A 25,499-nucleotide genomic window follows, 5' to 3' on the forward strand; every position below is an offset into this window, starting at 1 on the left:
AGGAATTTATAATGTTAATATTTGTTAGTAAAATGCAGGGCTTTATTAGAAGCTCTAGCGGATTTTACTTAACCGGTGGTATACTTTTCAATTATTTTAGTGGACTACTTTTCAATTATATTATACAACCATAGCGCTCACGAAGATTGTCTACCGATTGATTACTGCTAATCAGAATCAATTTATTGTATTTTTCGGCAGCATCCACTATTTCGTCGAATGCGCACCGGCGCTGCCCATACTTCACACTTTGCTCTTCGGTGCCCACATCATCGAGACTGATAAGGTGTTTCGACAAGGCATAATCCACATCGCTATTCATGTCCTGCATGTCGAAAACGGACACCACTTTCTGGCTGAATTTCAGAAGGATTGCAGGCAATACCATTCTGCCTAAAAGGCTTTTTCCCCGCCCACATTGTCCGTAAAGAAACAGACCCCGCCCTTGGTTATCGCTTAGCCAATCCACCACCTCATCATATTCGGGCAACCAGATCATATCCTTATCTTCGCGCTTCAGGAAATAAATCAGTGCACTTTCGAGAACCTGCTGCGCATTTTTTATTTTCACCTTTATTTTAGATTGTGGTAGCTTCATCCCATGGCGTTCCATCTCGTGATATACCTGATCAAAATTGTACATAAGTGATATTATTATCGTGTTTTGGCATAATTCGTTTTTCTTCTTTCTTGTTCATCTCCCATGTCCTGACTGCTGCCTGCCAGTCTTTCATTTTATTCTTACCTACAAACCAATCTTTCGACTGATAAAAATCGAAGAATGCCTGAGGGTTTATTCCATTATTTCTTTCGGCGCAATAAGTAATAACATCTGCCAATGTCGGTATTGCAAAAGACGTAGATGGATGATCTGTAACTTTTCTTTTTGATTGATTAGCTACTTGACTTCTCGGAGCCTTACAGACATAGTACTGTGCAGGCTTTAGCTTAGACACCCCATCTTTAAATGTAATAAGACCAAGAGCAGACAATTTGTTCCGACGATCGGCTAATGCATTCCGATTGATACCCAATACTGCACACAGCACACCACTAGACTGACTAAAGGGATTCTGCCCGATCTCTCCACACCTGTGAAGGAGATAGCTGTACAAGTCGTGCTCATGTAAAGAGATTACACCTTGCTCTCTCAATTTCCATGCCTTATCAATCAATTCCATGTTGTCCATATTCCTCGTTCTTTATACACATTCATTCTCAACATTTATCCAACAATTCCGTTTGCTTTTTGTAATCGGCATAAACAATATGCAGACGTGTAAGAAACTTTTGCAATTCGGTAAGATCGTATATAGATTCGCGTATATAGCGATTGGTGTAACCAAACTGATTGTCGAGACTCTGATCCGTATCGTCCGACCCTTTATTTACAATCTCCTGAATAGCATTGCTGATAAGACCGATCTGATGCTCGAAGTTGCCTGTAAAGAAATACGACTCCAATACGTTTGCTAGTCCTCTTCCTGATTCAGAGATATTCTCCAATTGTTTATAAAATGCATCTCTACTCATAATTTAGTTCAATTTTGAATTAATATATACCTATTTCTTTTAACCTGTCGGACTTCACATCGTAAGCCTGCGCTATAACTTTATGCCAATTGACATTAAAGTCACTTATTACTTTTTTGAGTCGTGAGTTTAACACTGCTGTATCTTCGTAAAGCAAATCCCAATCGCTATCGAGAATCTCCGCTCCTTTCAGCTTCACCTCATCCATATATGTATTGAAATCGACACAAATGCGTATATCCCCAATCTCTTTATCCAAGTCGGATAACTCTCTTATATCCGAGTCTTGCAAATGATTCTCAACCATTGAAAGAATATCGCTCATTTTCTTTTCGTCGCAATAACATTCGATTTTTAATGCCCCCATTCATCTCTCCTTTCTTTGTTATTATTTATCTTCAATCATCAGTTAGTATTAAATTGAATTACATAGTACAAATATACACTAATAATACCAATTGGTATAATATTGAACTATATATTTTACAATATAAGCATCATTTAGAATTAGTCTAAATAGTATTTATAATAAATCACTGGATAGTTATAGATTACGGGGTACTGCTGCTGACATTCTGAAATGGTAGCCCCTCCTAACCTCCCCTTAGGGGAGGAATGCAAAGAGAGTGTTTGGAATAATTATGAGTTATGAATGATAAGTTATGAGTTGCAGCTACCTGCCGTTGCCTCTGTCATCCCGATACGTAGTGAGGGATCTGTTTTGAAATAGGCTAATAACTATTGGCTGATAACATCAAAAGACAATAGATCCCTCACTGCGTATCGGGATGACAAAGGCGGGTATTTAGTCCCCCTGGGGGGGGATTAGGGGGCTGCTTTGGGAGGGGGTTGGGAAGGCTAGACAGATTCCTCCTTTTAGTTCGGGATGGCAAAGACGAGTATCAAGATGACAGCTGCGAAAAAAGCGATGATAAAGGACGAGATGTAGAATAACAGAGACATTTTTTTAAATAAAACAAACTCAATGAAGTCATCTTTACTTTCCAAAAGGTTTTTTTTGTTTGTTTACTCTCTTTGTCATGCTGAACAATAGTGAAGCATCTCTTAACCGAGATCCTTAATTCCTCAGTATGACAAAATAATACGAAAAACAAAAAGTCAAGACGACTTCAATAAAAAATATCTCTCACTCACAATAATTGGACGAAATTTATACCTTTGGCGAACCGAATTTCAAACTAGAAAATGAGAATAGTACTGTTTTAGGAGACGACACCAAATAGTACAGAAGAAAAAATAAATACACAATGAAACAATTTCTTACGCTTATTCTTATTCTAAATATAACACAGCTTTCTTTTGCCCAAGAGCTGATAACGGTCAAGGGTCGTGTATTGGACAACGAAGGAAAACCGGCTTTTGCTTTATATGTTTACGAAAAAGGCAACCCCATGAATTATACTAAAGGCGATGATAAGGGATATTTCTCCATTCAGATCAAACCCAAGACCAACCTTATATTTGACGGACATTCTTCGTATATCCGTCAGGAAGTAGCTGTAAAACGCAACAAATTTCTAAACGTAGTAATGCAGGAAAAGGGTTACTCTGAAGACTATGATAAAACTGAAGGCTTTTATTTACCTAAAAATTCAATGAGCCGTATTAACATTAAAAATATAGACGACTCGGTAAAATACTCAAAGGCTTTTATTTTAAATAGGATGCTTTTCGATTGCAAGGAAAAACAAATAGGGCAACATATTCTATTTCCTGTTGGTACGGTAGGTACAGGAGGTGGCTTTGCTAGATTGGAGGTTGACCATACTAAAACAAAAGTAGTGGTTGTAGGACAGAGAATTTTTTTAGTAAATAAAAAGTTCTATTCACAAGCATTAAGTAATTTATTACAAAATCCCGAATCGGTACAAAGTATGTCTCAGTCAGATACAAGCGACAGCATAATTACTTATTGGCACGGAGAACGGGTTGTTCTGAAAAATACTGCACCCAAAATATATATGTATCAGCAAAGATCTTTTTATAAAGATAAAGAAGGTCTTTTCCTTTTAGCATATAATTATACCGACACTCTAAAGTATATAACTGACGGAGTGTATGCAAATAAGGACAAGATTTATATTATACAAAAACAAAAAACTGCTATTATCCCTATTAATCTAAATGACGCATATTCTGTCTACAATATCGATTACAATGCCATAAAAAAAGAAGAAATTAGTAATAATATCGAGACAGATAATAAAGAATATCTGCGAATATTGAGACGGAATAATTACGGAGTTAAAGACAATATAGATAGAAATAATCTGCAAATAGTAAGAAATACATCCGGCAAACCGACACACTATATTTACGATGGGCAGAATCTTTTTTATAAAGAGGAGCTGGTTGCGTCTGATATCGATTTAAATAAGCTAGACATACTTCATCCGGAATGCCTTACCGATGGAGTGACTTATTACATAGCCGGAACGGCAATACATAAAAATGATTTATTCGTCGAAATAGACTGGATATGGTAGATTCTGATAATAAACAAAATACCTAATTTTGCGTTTCAAGATATAAGATTGGGTATAAACTTAATAATACAATATGAAATACAGTTTTGCAAATGATTACAGCGAAGGTTGCCACCCCTCTATATTGAGAGCGCTTACTGAGAGCAACCTCGTACAACAAGCCGGATATGGCGATGATAGTTACACTCTGAATGCTGTAAAGGCGATCAGGCAGATGACCGACAATCCCCATCTGGATGTACACATGATAGCCGGAGGAACACTCGCCAATCTAACCGTTTTAGGCGCTATGCTCAAACCATACGAATCGGTTATAGCTGCCGATACAGGACATATATATGTAAACGAAACGGGAGCTATAGAAGCAACCGGGCATAAGGTAGAAGCTGCTGCAACAGCGGATGGTAAACTTCGCCCCGAAGATATCGTCCAATTTCTGAACAAGGCACGCGGGCATCATGTTGTGAAATCGAAGGTGGTATATATTTCTAATTCTACGGAACTGGGAACTGTCTATACGAAACAGGAACTGACCGACTTATCCGCTTTCTGCAAAGCTAACGATCTACTTTTGTTTATGGATGGCGCACGCCTTCCGATGGCTCTTGTTGCCCCGTCGAACGACCTCACTCTGGCAGACATAGCCGCTCTTACTGATGTATTCTACATCGGCGGAACAAAGTGCGGTGCATTACTCGGTGAAGCGATAGTTATAACGAATGACAGACTGAAAGTCGAATTCAAATATCACCTTAAGCAAAGAGGAGCGCTTATGGCTAAAGGACGGACAATGGGTGTTCAGTTCGATCAATTATTACAAGGCAATCTGATATTCGATCTGGCTCGTCATGCAAATGCTATGGCAGCCAAGATAGGAGAAGCATTTATCGATCTGGGCTATAATATGCTGATAGAATCGGACACAAACCAGATTTTCCCAATTCTACCAAACACAACTATCGAAAAGCTACAAGAAAAATATGCATTTCTGATATGGAAAGAGATAGATGCAGAATATTCGGCAGCACGGTTTATAACATCGTGGGCTACAGAAGAAAAGGCGGTGGACGAGTTTATAGAGACACTGATGAGTATAAGATAAAATAAAAATGCCGCCTGACTTAAAATCAAGCGGCATTTTATTAAGATCGAAATCTAAAAGCAATATATATTTTCCTTAACTTTGTTCTTTATCCTTAAAACAAACATTATGTACAACTACAAACACACCCTACTCTTATTGCTAATATTACTTTGCCCAAGCCTGCAATCGACTATCCATGCACAAGTATCAGCTATGCACATGCGTATGCATCAGCAAGCTATGTACACTAATGATATGATGAGACGATTTCGAACACAAGGAATGGACATAGGCAATACGAAAAAAACACAGGCGAAATACAAATTCTATATTGTCAACCTCAATGGTGATACATTAGATACAAAAAAGAAAATCAAAATACCTTTCTACCAGCCAATCAGCAAACTGACTTATAAAAATAAAAGCGGCGAAATATCATTTACACCCGATCAGACAAAAGAGATTTTTGTAAAGAAATTGAACCGAACAATAAGCGGTATAGAAAATGGCGGCTACTGGGCTTTCAAAACTTTCTCTACAAGCAGCCTCAATTTATACGCACCTTTTCCAGAGGATGATATTAATTTTGTGACGCATTACCAGCTTAAAGGCGACTCGATACGTGTGCTTACAATAGAGTCGGCCGAAAAAATAGTAGCAGGCAACGAAAAGGCAATGAAGGCACTGAAAAAGAAGAAACTGCATAATGCCATGAAGATATACCTGAAATCGGAAATGAAGAGAAAGAATGAAATAAACTAACGCTTAAGGTCGCAGACCTTTTTATTGCTTTGACAAGCATAACAACTAGAGACAGTTATGTTGATAAAATATTGCATTGAATATTTAGCACTACTTGACAATTCTTTTCACCGCGAAATATCCGATCAGTAAAATCAACAATATCCGTCCGCACCATATCTGAAACGACTGGAAGGACGATAGCCTGTTTACTTTCTGCCATTCGATAACGGGATAAGGTACTTGAACGGAATCGGTTATAAAAACAGAATCACGCACCAACTTGTCCTTATAAACAGTCTTATACTTTTCGTACCAGACTGTATCACCTTTCATCTTTATCATAATAGAATCGTGTAAGTAGACCGAATCGCGATACAAGCGGTCTTTATATTCTGTTTTTACAGATTCTACGGGTACATAGATTGTTTTGGATTTGCAACTGATTAACAGGAAGCTGATAAGTATCGACAGGATTAATATATTTTTCATTCTGATAGTTGATTTAAATAGATAGAAAACATTTCATTTATAATTTGATTCGCTTCGCCATCCCTGTATTCTCTTTGTCATCCCGATACGATAGCCCCTCCTAACCTCCCTCAAGGGGAGGAATGCAAAGAGGGTATACAAGAGCCCCTCCTTGGGAGGGGTTGGGGAGGCTAGAGAGATCCCTCACTACGTTTCGGGATGACAGAGACGAAGAGAGAAGATGAAGGAAAGACTAGAATTCTTTCTTCACATCGAAACAAGGGCAAGCCTTTGCCGCAAACTCATTGTGTCCATGAACAGTTGCACCCGGATATTTCTTCTTTAGGATATTGACGAGCTCTTGTAAAGCTGTTTTCTGAATATCGGTACGTGTGTCTTTAGGATTTCCCTTTGCATCCAAGCCTCCGATGTAACAGATACCAATCGAATTGGCATTCTGCTTCAAACAGTGTGCTCCAACCTCTTCTTCTTTTCGCCCTTCGTGTATAGTACCATCGAGATAAACGACGTAGTGATAGCCGATTTTATTATATCCCTTTTGCCTGTGCCAGCCATCTATATCTTTCACAGTGAAGCTCTGCCCCTCTCTTGTTGCCGAGCAATGAAGTATTATTTTATTTATCTTCCTCATCGTTGTTTTGTTTTTGTTTTTCAGTTTGTTTTTTTATTATCTCGACAAGGCCATGCAACAAATCTTCCCTATTCTCCAGCAGGGTAGCCAAATCGGAAACACTGCGGTTGAACTGCTTCTTATACTTATCATTCGCTTTTTCCATAAACGATTTCCATTCGATAAAAACCAGAAAGCAGCACGCAGCTATCGACGAAAATGGCAATACTCTCACCTCTTCCACACCAAAAGCCGAAAGAATAAGCATCAGCATACAATCGAATAAAAAGGCGAACGCAAGAAATGCATAATACTGCACCACTTTCGTAACCGTCTGCCTGAAACCAACCGAGGTACGCATCTCACCCCGTTCTTTGGCTTTGCGCACTCCACTAAACAGGTCGATAATAATTGCAATCGCTACTATGAGCCACATAATGCCTACGATAGCCAATTTGAAACGGAGCGACACAAAGTCGCCCGTTAAGAATGATTGAATGAATAATGTCATATTGATTTCTAGTTTATGTTACTTATATCCCCTATCTGTAATACTGACCATGATCTGTGTTTACCTTTTCTGCGGTTAGTGATATGCCCAATATACCCACCAAATTATTTCTGAATATAGCTTGATAAGACGTGCCTCTTACACCTCTCAACGGTTCTGTATCTCCCATCTGATAGGATGTGGAGTCGATCCCTCTTAATGGTTCGGGCTCACCTATCATGTAAGCCGATGACTGTACGCCTCTTATAGGCTCTGCCTCACCCGATTTATGCGATAGAGATTCAATTCCCCTCAATGGTTCGGCATCTCCAACCGTATGAGATAGGGATTCCACACCCCTTAAAGGTTCTGCAGAACCCGAATCATAACCAATACTACTTAAACCCTCATTTGCCATATTCACTATTATTTGTTTATACCGACTTTCATTTGAAAGAATGTACCAAACGGAGGAACAACAGGAGGACGAACGCCCGAAATACCACTGGTTATGGCATCAAAATCGGGATGAGCAGAACCAACCAATTCGCCATCGCTCCCTGTCAAAATTTCGTAAGTATTGAAATCTTTCAGAACAATGAGAGGATTTACAGATACTACCTTAACATATTTCTGACTAGCATCGATAGCCTGAGCCAGATTGGCATTAGTTGTCGTAAATGATGTACTGCTAGTAGCCAGAAATGACATTCGATGTCGGTATGTTACACCATTATAAGTAACTGTGCCGCTTTTATTGGCATCTGTTGCCTGTACAACATACCAGTAATTAGGAGTCAGATTTCCGCCGGTAATACCTGATCGTATAAAGTTTTTACGAAAGCGAACCGCCAAAACAGGAGCACAAGCCAGATCGACAACCCTGTATATCTGAGGTGTTCCGCTTGTTATCGTCAGTGACGAAACACCATCTACCCCTCTGAAAATATTACCTTTAATAAGTACATTATTATTATCCAGCATAGAAGAATAAAGGCTGCCATCGTATTGAATTACTGCCTCTATACCGTCTACAGCCGATCTGACAACATAATTAAAACCGGCTTTAATCCCAGATGTGGTTGCAGCAACCAGCAAGTCGCTTACACTTGGCATCACCCCATTCTCGGTGGGTAAGTTATGGGCGATATCAAAACTTGTAATAGATAGTTCATCGTTTAAGAATATCAAAGAAGATTCTTTTGTATAGAGTCCTTTCCGTCCCACTGTACTTTCATCGGTATATATAAGATCATCTATTACAGTTATTCCGTTTGTTGTTTCCCCCTGCTTATCATTAAACGATTCCTCGCTTAACAATCCTTTAATAGCCACTGTTTCTATCGGCTGGGAATGACCTATGTAAATCCCTTTAGACTGTCCGAACAAATGAATTTCACTTTCTGACAATACTTCTCCGTTGTTATTACAGGAAGTATTTGAGAACACCCATTGCGCCAACTTAGCCGTATTTGTGCTTAATCCGGCGGCATTACATCGTCTTACAAATTCGGTTTTAAGCTCGTCTACTGTTCCCGAAGATGTAGCTAAAGGCGTATAACTACTCTCATTACCTATTTTATAAGAACAATTGCTAAAAGCAAGATAGATATTAGATGAGTCTAAATTGGTGATCGGAATATTACATCGGTGAAATAAAGAACTGGGCGAATAGGGTGGCAATGTTGCAAATGAGGAGATTCCTAAATATGTATTATTATTCGCTCTGTATGTACCTGATACACTACCTGTGAATACACAGTTAGCTATTAAGCCATTGCTATAATTTACACTAATGCCTGCACCAAATAATACATTTCTATAATATCCTCCTCCGGATATTGACATACTGGTTGCATTCGGATCGACGGGTTTTAAAGTCAAATTCCTAAAATGATTACCTCCGCCAACTCTTATTGTGGTTAAGTACATTCCCATACCATAGAATCTAAGGCTTCCCGTACTGCCCAGACCGACAAATGTACCCGCACTCAGAGCACAATCCGATATTTTACTATTACCTTCCCACTCTCTGGCTGCTCCCGGATTGTTCTTTGAGAATGAAGCTTCTCCCTTTTTTCCATAAACTGAGAAATAGTGAGGAGTTGGTATTAAATCATTAGTTACTACATCATAAATATCTCTCCAGTTATTCGCCATATATCACCTCCATTTCATTTTCGTTCATACTTACAATTACACCTCCCATGTCGTAAACTATTACAGAGGCATTGTCTACCTGTGCGGTCTGACAACCTTCGAGCTGTATTTTATCGAGTTGTGCCCACAGAATTTTGACGTCGGAACTTTGTTCACTAAATCGCCTGCTGCCGTCTATTGTATAATTTTCGTTTTTATATTTTACAGTATATTTCATGTCATTATAAGATTTATTGTTGCACAATTATCAAGATTTGTGTAATCGGGTTTTATCATCATCCCCAGATTGGGGACATAGGTCGAAATATCGAAGTTGGCATCGCCGGGAGACACTTCGCGCCAATTGGTATCAGTATCTTTTACCGATTTGACATACAATTTATTCAGACCGAAACCGCCTGCCCAGACAATTTTCTTCATCCCCGGAAAAAGTGGGACAATATATGTTTTAGAATAAATTGTCATTGCCCAATGGAAGCCGCTGATGCGGCCGACCTCACCGGCAAGTAGATCGAAGTTCTCGTTGATCGTATCGCGTGCCACTTCGCCCGAATCGCCTAATTCTACATCTTTCAGATTTATATTTAAGAGCATATTCGTTATGTTAGTTCCTCCTTAACAGTTCCAGCAGCCCCTCCCGACCTCCCCCAAGGGGAGGAGACAGAATCGTCGCCATTAAGAAAGAGTATTGTATTGTTTTAATGATAACTTGCGTCAGCCAAAAGTCCCCCTTAGGGGGATTAGGGGGCTAACTGGGAAGGTTGGAAAAGGCTAACTGTTTGTCGTTTGCCAGATACCATTCCTCATCCATACGCCACTATCGTTCCACCAGCCGTGTTCGAGTATCCATTCCACATCGCTATCGAATTTATCTGCATCTATCTCGAACAGTGGATAAACAGAGTTTTTGCTTATCGTGATAGTATATCCGGCTGCTTCGCCCAATTGCCCTGTTTGCTGTGTAAACGATAAAGAAGCGCCACCATCCGAACCGAAAGTATATCCTTTGCCCTGCGATGTCTTGAACACGACAAGGTATCTATTCACACTAGCCAGCAGAATATTAGAGAGTTTAGTCCCTTCGAGTGTACGGACGAATGTAGTAAGCGTTTGCTTATACACGCCGTTCTCGTGAGTCTCTGCAAAGTTGCTTTCGTGTACAGTATCCAACCGCGAATAGGGCAGAGAAACGACTATACTATCGACAAAACATTCGTCGAACTGCTTGTCATCTTTGTATATATAATGCTCGAAGCCTTTTATATCCAACAGATGAAGAGATGTGATCCCTCCCGAATTATAAGCATCTGTATGTTTTATATTTTGTACTAATTTGTAACTCATATGTTAGTTATGATAATATAGGAATGAGCAAATGCGATGATGTAAATCCGTCATTTGCTCATTCACTAATTAGTTAATGTATCGACCGAGATTACGGTGTTACAATCGTTTCGTCGGCAACTGCCGCAATCACACTCTCGCTTTCTAAGAGACGGGCTATTTCTTTTTCTGTCCCTGCCAGAGTCACCGTCCATCCGTTAGCATCGGCATCGGCTGCTCCCGAAGCATAGTTGAATGCTGTTGCGTTCAGTCCATTGTTTCTGCCAAGCATCACTACTCGCCCCGACTTGTCGACAACCACCGCCGTGAATGTACCTAGGCTAAGTGCATCGCCCTGATTAAGCATATTGTAGTCGTATTCGCTCAACGAGAAATTCAATGTATGCGTGCGGTATTTGCCGCCATTGCCATTCTGTGCCAACTCGTCGGAGAATGAAGCTGTATTGTTGATAAAGTCGATTTTGTAAGCTTTATCGCTTCCTGATAAGGTTATTGCACTGATTACCCCATCGGCACCGATAGTATATGTATGCTTGGAATCGTAGTTGAAAAGATAGACGGCTTTTACACCGGCTATCGAATACTGACAATTCGTTTTTGTTATATTAGAGGTCAATTTACACCCTGCCATAGTAACTATGAATTATAAATGATAAGTTAAAAAAAATGTTTTGATAATTATGCGCCCAGACCTGCCTGGAGTTCGCCCAGTTTTTTGTCTATTGCTTCGAGATTGGCTGTCAACGATCTGCTTTCGGGAGAATAGTTGATCGGAGCAAACGCAGTCTCGGTATAAAAACCGCTACTATGAATATTCACTTTCGGCATATCTTCAGATATTTCAGTAATGAAATTCACAGAGGTAGCTCCCAAATTAAAATATGAGCTTTCCATAGCTTGCCCGTTGTCTATGTATCCAATAGTACAACCATGCGTCTCTAACTGGATTAACGGATAAGAATTATTTGCACCTTCGGGTAAAGTTGTAGATATCGAAGAAACATAACAATGATGCATTCGCCCATAATAAACAGCATTATTGATTAGAAGGCTTATTGATGAATTTGTAATATCCAAATTAGCCATTAAACTCATTTCCTTCTCGAAACGCAGAGCAAGAGAGCATGGATTAAAATAAGACCTACAATTATTTATAAAAATTCGGTTACGGATATCGTACATATTGACATTTGCAGATAGTAAGTTATCTAACATCGCCCCTTCTGCGCCATATACATTTAAGGTATCTATCGACATGTCTCCTAGAAATAAATAACTTTCGCCACTTACTCTCAGGGATAGTGATTCGAAGCTATAGATATTCTGATTTATACAATAAGGACCTGAACCAACGACACCTAAATGACCTTTACTTTTTAATTCATAGTCGATTACACGTTCCTCCCACTCCATACTTATTATATGGATAATATAATTCTCATCACTCGAATCGACATACTTAAATGCATCCAGAACTGTTTTGAACGGGTTGTTTATCGTTCCATCGGCTGTTGCGCTTTCATTCTTAGAATCTACATATACATTTGTCCCTTTGAATCCACTTTGACCGCCTCCATCTCCATCATCGGGGCAACAGCAATTAACATACACATTTGTTCCTCTGCAACTTGTCGATTTTGATACTCCTGAACAGTTTGCTTCCATAATCTTTGTTTTTTTATTAAACGAATAATTGATACTGAATTAAATACTTCTCATTTGTCATTCCGAATCGGAACAAGATTTCTCACACACGTTCGAAATGACAGAGAGAATATATGTTAACTATTAATTGTTAACAGAATAGTATACTACTTCATCTTCGAAAGGAATGACGAAGCCCAGGCGCAAACGACCGTCTATAAAGATCTTATTGTCGTTAGGAGCAGGGAATTGTCCGAGGCGGATTTCTTCCAAGTCGCGAACCAAATCGGTTCCGATAAGGAAATTTTTGGCATCGGCCGCTACCATGTCAGTTTCGTCTAACCCTTTCACAGGAACGATTTCGACACCCATATAGCGAACCACATCGCCTTCTACCGTAAAGTTCGGACTCACCATCACATTGCTGCCATAGATGCCACCCAGAGCCATTTTAACTTTAAGGATTGTTGCATACGACACATAGATGTTCAATGTTCCCTCCTGCATACCGATAGCCAATACGTCTTCGGGCAGTGCAGCAAATACTTTAGCTATTTCGTCCAGTACGTTTTCCTTTGTCAGGGCAACGCCTGTCAGTTTAACAGCCTGAGTACTGTCGGTCAGCACTTTGATAACGCCATCAAAATCATTTGCATCCGCAGAGCTATCACCCTTGAAGATTTTTGTTTCGATTTCGCTACTTAGTTCGTTGGCCAAAAGTTGCATTGTAGCATCTTCCAGTGTGTCGGGCAATTCCTGATTCTTGGCTCCGGGGCTTAACATCCAGATAGTGCGTTTGCGCTCTAGGTCGTCAATACATTGTTCCAGATTGATTTTATATGTTTTCACTTTCAATTCTTTCTCGCTTAGCTTGGCTATTTGCTGCGGTGTCCATGCGCAGTCGCGGGCATCAGCCTGAAGGATATTTCCTGCCAGATCGATAAGATTGAGTCGAGTACTATCTTTCACTCCTACGATAGGAGTTATTTTTCCTTTTTCGATAAGCTTCCCACCAAAGATGGCTTTTGTAAACCAGTCCATGTTAGACGAGGGTTGGTAAGTCAATGATGAGATGTCGTAGATATTTGCCATATTGTTTAAATTTAGCCCCTCCTGTCCTCCCCAAGGGGAGGTATTCAGAGAGAGTATTATATAATTATGATTTGTAAATTAAATTGTAAATAAGTTATCGACTAAAAGCTGTACCTTCTTTGTATTCCTCCCCTTGGGGAGGTTAGGTGGGGCGGTTATTTCTTTCTGCTTATAGTTTGGTTGAGAGCCACAGCCATACGCTCGGCGGTGGTCATACTTTCTACATTGCAGGCAAAAGACATGCGTTGCACCAATGGTTGTGCAGAGGGCGTTTTGCGGCGCATTTCTTCTACTTGTCTTTTCGTATTTTCGAGTATTCCCTGTGCATCCGTAAGTGCCTTGCTCAACTGATCGATAGTCGATTGCATTTCGGCAATCTTAGCTTTGAGAGCCTCTATTGTTTTCGGGTCGAAATCTTCTAACTTGTGCCCTGTAGGTTTTCCCAAAGTTTGTGGAGGTGTGGCTTGCTCGGGATTTGTGTTTTTCTCCGACGGCTCACGGGTTTCTACAAACTGCCCTTGTTCGTCGATCACGAGTATATTACCATCCGCCAGATTGTGTTCGCCGGCAGGCATCTGCTCTTCATCGAGTGTCGCAAATCCGTCCTGATCGATATAGACTTCCTTTGCATCTGCGAGTACAAAGACTACAAACGGCTCACCACTAGTTGTCGCATCAGCTTTCTGCACAGTCTGAACATCGAACAGCATGCGTGCAATTTTACCTAGAAGTGTCTGTTTTTTTCTTCTGTCATTCATTTTTACACACTTTTGATTTAATTGTTTTTCTGGTTTATGTATTTCTATTTGCTGATTGAAAAAGCCTTCCAAAGAGAATCCTTTGACATTGCCGGTCATCACTTCACGTGTCCAGTATTCGTTGTCCTCGACCTTGTAGCTACACATCAATGTCCCTTTGGGAAGGTTTTCAAATCCTAATGCTTTCGATTTATCTGTATCGGGGTCTTCTACAATCCACAATTCGGTGAGGTAGTTACCATCTAAGGGTGTCTGATGCTGATGAGTGGTATTATGCAGTGCGATACCTGTACGCATCATTTTGTGGGCAATCTTTTCTATTTGCCCGGCCGAGAAGCGGATGTAATAATCACCTAGTTGGGGCGAATTGCGAAAGATGAGTTGCTCTGGTTTGAGTACTGCTCCTGTCAGTATTTGTTTGTGATTGTCGCGATTGAGCAGAATCTCGTTTGCTTGCTTATTAAGTGCAACGAAATCGACTTCGTTAGCCGGACAATCTACAAAAGAGATTGCATAAACGCCTGTAATATCGTCTGCATCTTCTATCAGGCAGTTGTAAACTGGTATATTCATCTTGTTTCTTCTTGATTTGTACTTATAGATAATTGGGAAGAAATAAAATGGGGATTTTTAAGATTTATTTTTGTAAAAATGGCAATAAAAAAAGAAGCTTGCTGGGAGCAAGCTTCTTAAAATGTTTATAATTCGTTTGTTATATTATTAATTATCTATCTAAGATGAATTATTGCATTCGAATCTATTGTTGCGTAGTTGCTAGGACGTATAACTATGTTATTATCATTAGCTTCCTCTAACTTCTCTCTCAATTCATCATCTTGTTCAAAAGCAGCACTAAAATCTTCCAATATATTCGGAAAAGCAATTATAGCATGTATTTTCTTATCAGTCGAAAGAAGTTTTTTATCCCTAAAAAACTGAACTGTTTCATTTATTTGTGCTATTGCTTTTTGGGGATGGCTGGGGTTACCTTCTCGGAAGGCAGCATGCTTACTTTTTGCATATTTTGTTTCTATAAAAAGCCTCCAATCACTCTCTTCGCAGGTGGTCGAAAATAAAGCACATTCACATTGCTTCCAATGTGATCCTTTCTTTTTCTGAAAAGCATGTTCGCGAAAAGCATCACAGTATACTTCAATCTTATTTTTATTAGCTATTTGAACAAAGTTTATATCAGTAAAAGCTTTATCTGAAAACTCTACTCCTTTCCTTTTTTCTGGTTGATCTGCGTAATCTGCAACATATATACATTCACTCGACAGAGTTTTAAAAACATGCTTATCAGAAGACCTTAATCCCTCTATTTTCTCCTTCATTCAGATTAATAATTTAGCAGATCATAATATTCATCCATCGTTTCTTTCATTACTCTATTGAAATAGTGAGCTCCAATAGTTCCCCTCTCTTCATTCTTTATCGATTTCAAAGTCCCATTATTATAATCTATTTCCCATACCGAGATATCTTTCGGATCGGTCCATGCATTATAGCTCTTAAAATTACCGATCTCCTCCTTAGGGACCTTATCTTTAACACTATAACCCTTCATACAGTTATTCAATGCATATAGTATATATGGGCTATGAGTTGTTATCATTATACTATCCGCTTCCCTCTTTTTAATAGTCTGTAATAACGAGTATATCAAATCTCGTTGAGTAGATGGGAATAGATTGGCTTCGGGTTCTTCGAGATAGATTTTTGTAAAATTATTTGAAATGAAATTATTTTTCAAACTTGAATATTCTAAGATCTTTTTAACTGACTCATCATTAACATCTTCATTTTCCAAAGCTTTTCGAATATGATTAATAGTCGATAGAATTTCTTCTGCGGTATTTACATTCAATTTATACTTGAGTAATTCTAAATTAAGTTTATCATCCTCACTTAGAGTTTCCACACTACTTTTCTCATACTTATATATTCCATTTATACAAAAATCAATAAGTACATACAATGGTATCAATGACTGCAAACCACTGGATGTATTTGTTAACTCTAATATAATTTCCTCTCTATTTTCTTTTTCAATAGAGGAAACACAATTACCAACAATTACCCAATCAGATTTAGAAGAAGCATCATAGTAATATTTTGCATCTAAATTTAAAATTTCAATTGGGCTTTCCTTACTATATATTTTACGAGCATTATCCCAATCGGCCATAAAACTCAAAATATTATTATCGTCAAATTTCACTTCAAACCAATTAGAAATTGCTGCTACCATATTACGTTCTGATGGAATGTAAGAGATTTTAGGTCGCTTAAATTCATATCTTTTCACTCCCCATTCCATTGTCGGTTTTCCGGTTGAATGTAGATAAGCAATCTTAATAAAATCACTTTCGTATTCTATACGGCTATCTTCTCTCAGGTATCCATCGAGTTTATGAAAACGAACCAACTCTTTTGCAAATGCCCCATCCTCTAAAAAAAAGTCGAAAGATTGCAATCTACAAACACGTTTTTCTACCCACGAACAATAGCAAGCAATCTTATCGATTGTACTTTTCCCACTACTTTGCGGTCCTATAATTACGTTAATTTTTGTAAGATGGATATCAACGTCTCTTATCGGACCTATATTTTTTATTACTAGATGTTGTTTCTGTACACTCATAACTTGCTTTATTATATAACATTCAGAATGCTGTCAATTCTCATACAAATATAGTAATTTAGAATATACTATTTAAGAATTCAAAATTGAATAAACGAAGTTATTTATTATAGATCACGCTAAAGAAATAAAATGGGGATTTTTAAGATTTATTTTTGTGAAATAATAAACGTATTTTGGTAATGATTATATTTGCCATGAATATGAGAAACTTAAGAGGATTAAATGTAAAGGAGAGTATCAGAGAGCGGAAGCTTGTTTACAGTAAAAGGTGGTACGATTATGCGGACGCATTTACTTTATTGATTTTCTGCTTAGCATGGATTTTCCCGACAATCATACTATTCACATCGCTCGATCCTAAATCGCCTAATGATCTGTTTGTCATGTCAGTAATTATTCCTATTATTATTTTATGCAATATCTACATTATCTATCGTGTTATAGCAGATGAGCATCTCTGTGTCAGACAAACAGAATACAAAAAAGCCGAAATCATTGAGATACTGCTCGAATATGCTGATAATGAAGGCTTTTTCGTACATTCTAAAACACATAATAAGCTAATAGTAAACAGATACAGAATATTTCAAGGTGCATATATGAAAACAATGATATTCTTCATTGAAGATAATATAGTGTACTATACAGTGATACAGGATGGAACGAGGATCAATGCTCCTTCGATGATTTTCTATTGGGTGATGAGATGGGATATGAGAAAACTATTTCGCAGAAATTCGACGACAATCGATACTGAATTATACCAAAAGAATCCGAACAAATGAGAGACTTGGATAGATTGGAAATCTATGAAAGCATGAAGAACCGCAAACTGACTTTCAGCAAAAAGCGTTCTAAGAAGGAGAAATACTCCAATCTCTGGCTCTTTAGCTTTATGATCCTGATGATCATTCTGATTTTCCCGCAGACAGAAAATCTATATCCGAATGCGGAGAAAGCGATGAAAGTATTATCTGTATGTGTTATCATTCTATCAATCTACATGATATACAGGCTGCTAACCGAAGAAAACTTATGGAAAATAAGAACCAAGTATAAGAAAGAAGACTGTATGAATATTCTACTGAGATATGCTGAGAGCAAATCATTTATCTCATGCACACATGCTGACAATCACGTCATAGTAAATCGACCAAGACGTTTCCATCCGGGATGTGAAACCACAATGATATTCCTGATAGAAGACAATGCTGTATATTATACTGTTATTCAGGATGGAGCACGAGGTGATATACCTGTCGTCTTCTTCCATTGGATAATGAAAAGGGATATGAAAAAATTGTTTGAGGAGAATTATTGAATAATAGGAGTTCGGCATAAGTATTATATACTATCTATTCTGCTTAACATACTTAGGGGGAAAATCACCAACCAGCCTCCTCCCTTGGGGAGAGATTTAAAAACCGTCTTTGTCATACCGAAACATAGTGAGGGATCAATTCCCTTTACAGCAAAGTCTATTCAAGATCCCTCACTACGATTCGGGATGACAAGTTTAATGAAACAATTATCTTTTATCTCATCAGTTTAATCTACGAAGCGGATAATTAAGCGATGAAAAGGCTCAACTATAAAAAATAAGTATCTAAAAAAAAGGAAATCCCCTCAGCGGAAATTTCCTTTTTTTTATGATTTAAGAGCCTAAGTGCTCTTAATGAATTTTACGGAAGTAGTTTAAACTATTATAATAGTTACTTAATTATAATTGCGTTTTTCATACCCAATTCTTCTTTCCGCTTACCTATTGCAACCATCAGGCTATCAAAATTATTATTTTCGATCGTTTTATTATAGCGAGGACTACACTCTTTTTCCAGATTACTCAAAAAATCAACACGTCGAAAATCGTCAAATGCCGTTCTATAATTGACAGCATCGGTCATCAACAACGAATCGAATCGGGCACGATAAGCCTCTATCGCCCCATTGGCCGGTTCGCAATCGCAAACGGTATTGTCCGAAATAAATATATAAGGAGACAGATCGCTAAGATTCTGATTACTTGGAGTAAACACAAAGCCTTCAGGCAGATTTTCACGACCGATATACTCGAAAAAATCGTTCTCTCTGAATAGCTTAGATTGTGGTGCAGTAGTCAGATTATAGTTCTTGTCTGTTCTTATTGTTACATGCTCCTTATAAGACTCCACTACATTCAGATGCCAATAGTATTCGTATTGTTCTATAAACAAATCGTTGGTCACACGAAAGGGAACCAGTATTGTATCGCCAGTCTGCAACACAAATTCGCGAAGATAGGCCGTCTTTAGCTTTTCATATTCAGCATTCGCTTCCTCGGCTTTACCTATTTCTCTATATATTTCTGTATAAAATATATAATTATTCAATGTAGGGTTGATAACACAAGCCTGTTCGTTTGGCTTAACAAAAAACCTGATCGACTGATTGTTGTATGTCAACTGATGCTGTCCGGCAAGCAAATCGGCATTTATACCCGAATTGGCAGGAATAGTATATAGCTGATCATCGATAGTAATATCGATCGCTGCATTAGTAGGATTATCGACCCAGAATACTTTAGAAGCCTCCGACGCTGGTTGGTCGCATGCGGTTAAGAATAAAATGCAAAGGATAAAATAATAATTTCTCATAAAAATTTAGTGAATTCTATTATAAAATAAATTTGTGTATAAGTCTTAGTTAAATATACCAACATAGTATTTCGAGGTACCTATCGAGAGTGTTATGCCGATTGTAAAACCCCTATAAATAACGTTAGTCAATTCGATGTGAGCCAAAGATGAGGGAGAGATCTTGACTCATAATATGTCTGCTCCTGAGCTGACATAAAGATTGTAACAAGGCAAAGTAAGCCCGTAAGAAGTAGTCTTTTCAAAATAAATTAAGCTTGGTTGTAAAATTTGGTTTCAGGTCGATGAATGCGAACAGCATCCCCGGTGATAATATTATCTGTTTTCTTCGGGAAGCGCAGACTCTATTATGGTATATACATTTTTTATAAGTTCAGGCAGATCGTCGTTCGTCAATCCCTTCGTTTCGATAGGATCGTGAAAAGTTAAAGATATAGCTGCAGGATTCATTTTCCACGAATGAATAGGTAATACTTTATATGCGCCATCGATAGTGACAGGAACAATGGGTAGTTTGAGACTCAATGCGGTCTGGAATGCACCTTTTTTAAACTCAGCCATCTTTCCGTCGGGCGAGCGGTGTCCTTCGGGGAATACAACTGTCGACATACCATCACGAAGTGTATTGCGCGTATTACGCATTGTTTCGACAATACCTTTGCGGCTGGATTGATCTACAAATACGTGCCCTGCTTTTTTCGAGGCCAGACCAACTAAAGGCATTTTGCGCAAACTTTGTTTCATCAGCCATTTAAAATTATGTCCTAAATAGCCATATACGAGAAATATATCGAAAGCCCCTTGGTGATTGGCTACGAAGACATATGATTGATTTCTGTCGAGTAAGGGATTTCTTTTTACTTTGATTCTTAGCAAAGCACTTATACACACAAAGCGCCCCCAAATCACTCCGGGATAATATCCCCAGAATTTATTATTACCCAGTGTAGAACCTATTATAATAGTAAGTGTACACCATGTAGTAGATAGTATCAACAGGGGTACGAAGACAACCCATTGATAGATAAGGTAAAGAAACTTTTTCATAATTACCGGTCAAAATTAGTTCCAAATATAACTTTTTTATTTTGAAAACCCAGACCGGCAGACACATTAATATGTGTTTACAAGAATTTTATTTCAAATAAAAAAGGAAAGGAAAACACATAATAATATCCAAAAACAAAGAAATACTTGCTTCTGAATATTATTATTGTTGAATTTTTCAGAATGTGTTGTTAAATAACAAGGTCGGAAGTCCTGAGTATAATTACCAATCTCTATGCATAAAACGATCGAATAAAAACACTCTTAAAAGTAATCGGTAAAGAAACACGTTTATCCACAAACAAAGAGGAATCAACAGCTTTAAAATCACCAAATACTCTTAAACGGATACAAATATAAAATATATTTTTAAAATAATAAAACACATAATAATATTTATTTAATAACTAAGAGAAATATACACACCTCTTATTTAGACAACTATTATCAAGTTAATCTTTTTCCATAAAGGCTTTCAATCAGTTCTTTTTGCAGCGGACAGCATATCCATAGCTTCTGGAACCTTGTATACGAGTAACGCCAGAGGTTGTGCGAGCAAAGCCACGTACATAGGCATTACCCGAATCGCCAAAAGCACTATTAGTCCAAAGATTAGTCGATCCGCCATAAGCAATGGCTTTTCCCGAATCGTTAATTACACCAACCACCAAAAGATTTAAACCTCCGCGGCAATATGAAGCACTCTTTCCGGTCGTTGCCTCATTATTCACCTTTACAAAGGCTGTTTTCATACTCGCCCCATGCCCATTAGTGGTATTACGGGTGTCTCCTAATACCAAACGCCAATTTTGACCATCCGAATTCCACATAGTCGGCTTATATTTTTCTACAGTATAGAGTCCGGTCTGCTCGTTAGCTATAACTTCTTCCAGATCGCTCCACTCTTTATCACTAGGTACATGCCAACCCTCGGGACAGATACCCTGCGCTCCTACCTGCTCCACATTGCCGGGTATAGGATTGGCTGTACCCGAAACACCACTCGATTCTCCCTCATTTACCACTGTTGTCTTACCATTAGTTGCTGCAGCAAATGTATATAGCATGCCATATCTGGGATTCTGATCGAATGTTGCCTTGTCTATATTAGGGTAATACGCTGCCTTGAGGGTAGTAGACGAAGTCGGCACAGTTATCTGAATATCATTTGTCGCTTTATTTACACCCAGATTGTCGGCGTAAGTAGTTGCCCGAAGGTTTTCGAGCATCCATGTTCCAGCCTTGCCAAATGTGCGTGCCGGATAAACAATACGCTCTGTACTGCCATTTGCCTTCGTACGGACGTCTTCGAAATATTCTACAACACTCGGCATCAACGAAGTCCATTGACTACCACTCCAGACATGCAACCCGGGGCATATATCAGAAGATTCTTTAGCATTGTACACCCACAAACCGGTAAGAGATTCCGCGTCGAGAAGGGCACTTCCGCCACCGGCTATGTCGGTCAGACTATTAAGATCTGTAAGCGAAACACGAGGTAATTGCAAACCTCTAGTTGAGTTGGCATTCTGGGCATCGGAAGAAAATTCATTCAGGTCGAGGAGAGTACCTGCTTTAGGAGGTAAATTAGATCCGATAGTTACCTGAGCACTAAGGCTCACATTCGTAAAAGTAGACAATACTACCATAAACGAAAAGACACGAATATGCTTCTGCATCATAATTAGCTGTGTTTAGTAAAGTTAGTTTGTAGTTCTGCGTTAAATACTGAGCATTTTTATCAAAAAATTCTCGGTAAAGATATAAATATTTTTAATATTTATTCACAAATGCAAATGAAATTTAAAAAATATCGGCAAAAAAGCTCAACAGCTATCACTGTCTGATTGAGAATGACTTAAGAACTTAACAAAACAGCCGAGTTACCAAATTTATCACAAATATAGTAGCTCAAAAAAACAAACAAATCAGTTCTTTTTGCAGCGAACAGAATATCCATAGCTTCTGAGACCTTGAGTACGATTAACACCATCGGAGCTCCTTATGGTGCGTACCATTGCATAAGCTGCATCGGAGTTACTGCTAGACCAATAAACTGCAGATGTACCAAAACTTGATGCACCCGAAGAACTAATGACACCTACTAATAAAATATTAAAACCTCCATCGCAATACGAAGCGCTCATTCCGCTTATTGGTAGATTATTTACTTTTACAAAAGCCGATTTCATACTTTTACCGTGCCCGTTGGTAGCATTCCTATCAAACGACATTATTAACCGCCAATCCTTACCATCCGAATTCCACTTGTTCGGTTTGAAGTTATCTATCGTATATAGCCCCGTTTGTTCGTTGGCTATAACTTCTTCCAGATCGTTCCACTCTTTATCGCTGGGCAAATGCCAGCCGTCGGGGCAGATACCTTGCACACCAACTTGCTCCACATTACCGGGTATAGGATTGGCAAGACCCGTATTAATATCTGATTCTGACTCATTAATTGTTTTTGTTTTACCATTAGTTGCCCCGACAAATGAATATAGTAGCCCAAAGCTGGGATTCTCATCAAATATCGCCTTATCTGCATTAGGGTAATATACACTCTTAGTATAATTATTTGAACTGAACATAGCTAACTTTATATCATTTACAGCTTTATTCACACCCAGATTATCGGCATAGGTAGTTGCCCTTAAGTTTTCGAGCATCCATGTGCCTGCTGTGCCAAAAGTGCGTGCCGGATAGACAATATGCTCTATACTGCCGTCTGCCTTCGTACGAATATCGTCGAAAGATTCGAGTGCCGTATGCGTCATCGAACTCCATCGACTACCATTCCAGACATATACACCGGGACATATAGCATTTGTTTCATTCACATTGTATATCCACAAACCGGTAGCTGAAGCCGGCGAGGAAGGTACACCTTCTCCTGTGGTAACATCTGCAAGAGTCGATGGGCTGGTTAGAAAAACACGAGGCAATTGCAAACCTTTGGTAGAGGTAGCATTCTGAGCATTGGGAGCAAACTCTTTCAGATCGAGAATAGCTCCCCCACTAGGAGCCAAAGTAGATCCGATGGTTACCTGAGCGTTGAGGCTCGTGACAGTCAAAACAGCTAATACCACTGTAAGAAAAAAGATATGAATATTAGTCAAGGTCATGTAAGAATTTATTATCTGATACATATTTGCGCTATAAAAATACTTTATCGAGTATTTAGCCACAGACACGTATCAATGTTCAATTAGTTAAGAATGGTTACTAAGAATTTATATTTAACGAGGAAACACATAATGATTAAAAACAAACAGGGGGAATTTGAACTAAAAACAAGAGACATCAATCAATTTTTTTTACAGCGGACAGAATATCCAAAATCCCGACTACCACTTGTGCGGGTAACACCAGAGCTCGTACGAGATAAAGTACGTACAATAGCATTACCGGAATCACCATTAGCGCTATTGCTCCAAAAAATAGCTATCGACCCATAACTCACGCCAATGCCCGCATTATTAACTACACCTATCACTAGAATATTAAAGCCCCCGTTGCAATACGAAGCACTCTTTCCGGTTACTGCATCATTATTTACTTTTACAAAAGCAGTTTTCATACTCGCCCCATGACCTATAACACTATTCCTGTTTACCATTTTCAACAACCGCCAATCCTGACCATCTGAATTCCACGGATTCGATTTATAGTTATCTATCGTATATAGCCCGGTTTGTTCGTTGGCTATAACTTCCTCCAGATCGTTCCACTCCTTATCGCTGGGCAAATGCCAGCCATCGGGACAAATCCCCTGCGCACCCACTTGCTCTACATTGCCGGGTATAGGATTGGGTGTGCCCGAAGTTGCACCTGACTCTCCCTCATTAATTGTTTTTGTTTTACCATTGGTTGCACCTGCAAAGGTGTATAACATTCCATATCCGGGATTCTGGTCAAATAGCGCTTTATCTGCGTTAGGATAATATGCTGCTTTGAGTGTTAGAGATGTAGTCGGTTTAGTTACCTGTATATCATTTGTAGCTTTATTCACACCCAGATTATCGGCATAGGTGGTTGCCCTTAAGTTTTCGAGCATCCATGTGCCTGCTGTGCCAAAAGTGCGTGCCGGATAGACAATATGCTCTATACTGCCGTCTGCCTTCGTACGAATATCGTCGAAAGACTCGAGCACTGTATGCATCATCGAATTCCATCGACTACCGTCCCAGAGATATACACCGGGACATATAGCACTTGTTTCATTGACATTATATATCCATAAACCGGTAGCTAAAAGCGGATCGACAATTTCACTTTCTCCTTTGAGAACATCCATGAGGCTAGTGGGACTGGTTAGAAAAACACGAGGTAATTGCAAACCTTTGGTAGAGGTAGCATTCTGAGCATTGGGAGCAAACTCTTTCAGATCGAGCAGAGCTCCCGTATTAGGGGGCAAAGTAGAGCCTATAGTTATTTGGGCATTAAGGCATGAAACGCCCAAAGCAAAAATTGCTACTGGAAGGAAAATATTTCGAATATGTTTCAAAATCATACGTGTAGTTTATCTGATGTGCGTTGTTGTAAATATCGTTATATAATAAAATATTTTACAAAAATATCAATTTAATACCAAAGTTACAATAAGACGCAATACAAATTCTGTTAATAGAGATCAACAGCTATTAATACCTGAATTTTAAATACTTAAAAAGCAACAGACACCACTAACTATCAACAATAAAATTCAAAAGAA

The 25,499-nt window shown here is 38.7% G+C and carries 28 protein-coding genes; 5 read left to right on the forward strand and 23 right to left on the reverse strand.

The genetic code is table 11. The features are described 5' to 3' along the window. Positions 1 to 115: 115 nt before the first annotated feature. From G7Y56_RS16005 to G7Y56_RS16020, 4 genes are read right to left on the reverse strand one after another with little or no spacing between them, the layout of a single operon-like run. Entirely contained in the window at positions 116 to 643 is a 528-nt protein-coding gene (locus G7Y56_RS16005; RefSeq protein ID WP_165045106.1) for a hypothetical protein, read from the reverse strand. After that, complete coding sequence (locus tag G7Y56_RS16010; RefSeq protein ID WP_165045108.1) at positions 630 to 1,190, reverse strand: hypothetical protein; 561 nt, start codon at positions 1,188 to 1,190, stop codon at positions 630 to 632. The genes G7Y56_RS16005 and G7Y56_RS16010 overlap by 14 nt, the downstream gene beginning before the upstream one ends. A 28-nt stretch (positions 1,191 to 1,218) precedes the next feature. Next, entirely contained in the window at positions 1,219 to 1,533 is a 315-nt protein-coding gene (locus G7Y56_RS16015; protein ID WP_165045110.1) for a hypothetical protein, read from the reverse strand. 19 nt (positions 1,534 to 1,552) lie between these two features. Next, on the reverse strand, positions 1,553 to 1,900 hold the full coding sequence (locus G7Y56_RS16020; protein ID WP_165045112.1) for a hypothetical protein: 348 nt from the start codon (positions 1,898 to 1,900) through the stop codon (positions 1,553 to 1,555). A gap of 901 nt (positions 1,901 to 2,801) precedes the next feature. Between G7Y56_RS16020 and G7Y56_RS16025 the strand changes: the two genes are divergently transcribed. The 3 genes from G7Y56_RS16025 to G7Y56_RS16035 all read left to right on the forward strand — a co-directional run bounded on the left by G7Y56_RS16025 (position 2,802) and on the right by G7Y56_RS16035 (position 5,886). After that, positions 2,802 to 4,040 (forward strand): hypothetical protein, encoded by a 1,239-nt coding sequence (locus G7Y56_RS16025; protein ID WP_165045114.1) that lies wholly within the window; start codon positions 2,802 to 2,804, stop codon positions 4,038 to 4,040. A gap of 73 nt (positions 4,041 to 4,113) precedes the next feature. Then, on the forward strand, positions 4,114 to 5,142 hold the full coding sequence (locus tag G7Y56_RS16030; protein ID WP_165045116.1) for a low specificity L-threonine aldolase: 1,029 nt from the start codon (positions 4,114 to 4,116) through the stop codon (positions 5,140 to 5,142). A 108-nt stretch (positions 5,143 to 5,250) separates the two neighbouring features. Continuing rightward, a complete protein-coding gene (locus tag G7Y56_RS16035; protein WP_165045118.1) occupies positions 5,251 to 5,886 on the forward strand; it encodes a hypothetical protein in 636 nt (211 codons plus the stop codon). Positions 5,887 to 5,976: 90 nt separating this feature from the next. Here G7Y56_RS16035 and G7Y56_RS16040 read toward each other — a convergent pair whose 3' ends face one another. The 14 genes from G7Y56_RS16040 to G7Y56_RS16105 all read right to left on the reverse strand — a co-directional run bounded on the left by G7Y56_RS16040 (position 5,977) and on the right by G7Y56_RS16105 (position 17,099). Next, positions 5,977 to 6,357 (reverse strand): hypothetical protein, encoded by a 381-nt coding sequence (locus G7Y56_RS16040; RefSeq protein ID WP_165045120.1) that lies wholly within the window; start codon positions 6,355 to 6,357, stop codon positions 5,977 to 5,979. 232 nt (positions 6,358 to 6,589) lie between these two features. Then, positions 6,590 to 6,988 (reverse strand): N-acetylmuramoyl-L-alanine amidase, encoded by a 399-nt coding sequence (locus G7Y56_RS16045; RefSeq protein ID WP_165045123.1) that lies wholly within the window; start codon positions 6,986 to 6,988, stop codon positions 6,590 to 6,592. After that, positions 6,972 to 7,478: a phage holin family protein gene (locus tag G7Y56_RS16050; RefSeq protein WP_165045125.1), complete on the reverse strand. Its 507-nt coding sequence runs from the start codon at positions 7,476 to 7,478 to the stop codon at positions 6,972 to 6,974. The genes G7Y56_RS16045 and G7Y56_RS16050 overlap by 17 nt, the downstream gene beginning before the upstream one ends. 31 nt (positions 7,479 to 7,509) lie before the next feature. Then, a complete protein-coding gene (locus G7Y56_RS16055; protein ID WP_165045127.1) occupies positions 7,510 to 7,875 on the reverse strand; it encodes a hypothetical protein in 366 nt (121 codons plus the stop codon). An 8-nt stretch (positions 7,876 to 7,883) separates the two neighbouring features. Beyond that, positions 7,884 to 9,617, reverse strand: a complete 1,734-nt coding sequence (locus G7Y56_RS16060) for a hypothetical protein (protein ID WP_165045129.1) — start codon at positions 9,615 to 9,617, stop codon at positions 7,884 to 7,886. Beyond that, complete coding sequence (locus G7Y56_RS16065) at positions 9,607 to 9,834, reverse strand: hypothetical protein (protein WP_165045131.1); 228 nt, start codon at positions 9,832 to 9,834, stop codon at positions 9,607 to 9,609. The genes G7Y56_RS16060 and G7Y56_RS16065 overlap by 11 nt, the downstream gene beginning before the upstream one ends. Then, positions 9,831 to 10,211, reverse strand: a complete 381-nt coding sequence (locus G7Y56_RS16070) for a hypothetical protein (protein WP_165022192.1) — start codon at positions 10,209 to 10,211, stop codon at positions 9,831 to 9,833. Before G7Y56_RS16070 ends, G7Y56_RS16065 begins: the two co-directional genes overlap by 4 nt. 177 nt (positions 10,212 to 10,388) lie before the next feature. Beyond that, on the reverse strand, positions 10,389 to 10,961 hold the full coding sequence (locus G7Y56_RS16075) for a hypothetical protein (RefSeq protein WP_165045133.1): 573 nt from the start codon (positions 10,959 to 10,961) through the stop codon (positions 10,389 to 10,391). Positions 10,962 to 11,052: 91 nt separating this feature from the next. Then, positions 11,053 to 11,592 carry a hypothetical protein gene (locus tag G7Y56_RS16080; RefSeq protein WP_165045135.1) on the reverse strand — a complete coding sequence of 180 codons (540 nt, stop codon included), beginning with the start codon at positions 11,590 to 11,592 and terminating at the stop codon, positions 11,053 to 11,055. Between the two features lie 47 nt (positions 11,593 to 11,639). After that, positions 11,640 to 12,626: a hypothetical protein gene (locus G7Y56_RS16085; RefSeq protein ID WP_165045137.1), complete on the reverse strand. Its 987-nt coding sequence runs from the start codon at positions 12,624 to 12,626 to the stop codon at positions 11,640 to 11,642. A 123-nt stretch (positions 12,627 to 12,749) separates the two neighbouring features. Next, positions 12,750 to 13,697 carry a hypothetical protein gene (locus G7Y56_RS16090; RefSeq protein ID WP_165022181.1) on the reverse strand — a complete coding sequence of 316 codons (948 nt, stop codon included), beginning with the start codon at positions 13,695 to 13,697 and terminating at the stop codon, positions 12,750 to 12,752. Positions 13,698 to 13,852: 155 nt separating this feature from the next. Continuing rightward, the gene (locus tag G7Y56_RS16095) at positions 13,853 to 15,028 is read right to left on the reverse strand and encodes an XkdF-like putative serine protease domain-containing protein (RefSeq protein WP_165045139.1); all 1,176 of its coding nucleotides are present in this window, start codon (positions 15,026 to 15,028) and stop codon (positions 13,853 to 13,855) included. A 155-nt stretch (positions 15,029 to 15,183) separates the two neighbouring features. Next, positions 15,184 to 15,789 (reverse strand): hypothetical protein, encoded by a 606-nt coding sequence (locus G7Y56_RS16100; RefSeq protein WP_165022175.1) that lies wholly within the window; start codon positions 15,787 to 15,789, stop codon positions 15,184 to 15,186. 5 nt (positions 15,790 to 15,794) lie between these two features. Next, positions 15,795 to 17,099: an AAA family ATPase gene (locus G7Y56_RS16105; protein WP_165022171.1), complete on the reverse strand. Its 1,305-nt coding sequence runs from the start codon at positions 17,097 to 17,099 to the stop codon at positions 15,795 to 15,797. Between the two features lie 203 nt (positions 17,100 to 17,302). On the opposite strand from G7Y56_RS16105, the gene G7Y56_RS16110 reads away from it, so the two are divergent. Together G7Y56_RS16110 and G7Y56_RS16115 are read left to right on the forward strand one after the other, a co-directional pair. Then, positions 17,303 to 17,887, forward strand: a complete 585-nt coding sequence (locus tag G7Y56_RS16110) for a hypothetical protein (protein WP_165045141.1) — start codon at positions 17,303 to 17,305, stop codon at positions 17,885 to 17,887. Further along, positions 17,884 to 18,423, forward strand: a complete 540-nt coding sequence (locus G7Y56_RS16115; RefSeq protein WP_165045143.1) for a hypothetical protein — start codon at positions 17,884 to 17,886, stop codon at positions 18,421 to 18,423. The genes G7Y56_RS16110 and G7Y56_RS16115 overlap by 4 nt, the downstream gene beginning before the upstream one ends. A 391-nt stretch (positions 18,424 to 18,814) precedes the next feature. Here the strand turns inward: G7Y56_RS16115 and G7Y56_RS16120 are convergent, their stop codons facing one another. The 5 genes from G7Y56_RS16120 to G7Y56_RS16140 all read right to left on the reverse strand — a co-directional run bounded on the left by G7Y56_RS16120 (position 18,815) and on the right by G7Y56_RS16140 (position 25,298). After that, on the reverse strand, positions 18,815 to 19,735 hold the full coding sequence (locus tag G7Y56_RS16120) for a hypothetical protein (RefSeq protein WP_165045145.1): 921 nt from the start codon (positions 19,733 to 19,735) through the stop codon (positions 18,815 to 18,817). 315 nt (positions 19,736 to 20,050) lie between these two features. Beyond that, positions 20,051 to 20,782, reverse strand: a complete 732-nt coding sequence (locus tag G7Y56_RS16125; protein WP_165045147.1) for a 1-acyl-sn-glycerol-3-phosphate acyltransferase — start codon at positions 20,780 to 20,782, stop codon at positions 20,051 to 20,053. Between the two features lie 479 nt (positions 20,783 to 21,261). Next, entirely contained in the window at positions 21,262 to 22,467 is a 1,206-nt protein-coding gene (locus G7Y56_RS16130) for an FISUMP domain-containing protein (RefSeq protein WP_165045149.1), read from the reverse strand. Positions 22,468 to 22,713: 246 nt separating this feature from the next. Beyond that, a complete protein-coding gene (locus G7Y56_RS16135) occupies positions 22,714 to 23,910 on the reverse strand; it encodes an FISUMP domain-containing protein (protein ID WP_165045151.1) in 1,197 nt (398 codons plus the stop codon). 182 nt (positions 23,911 to 24,092) lie between these two features. Beyond that, entirely contained in the window at positions 24,093 to 25,298 is a 1,206-nt protein-coding gene (locus G7Y56_RS16140) for an FISUMP domain-containing protein (RefSeq protein WP_165045153.1), read from the reverse strand. Between the last annotated feature and the right edge of the window lie 201 nt (positions 25,299 to 25,499).

Origin of the sequence: Dysgonomonas sp. ZJ709 (assembly GCF_011039195.1) — a bacterium.
Classification (GTDB): domain Bacteria; phylum Bacteroidota; class Bacteroidia; order Bacteroidales; family Dysgonomonadaceae; genus Dysgonomonas.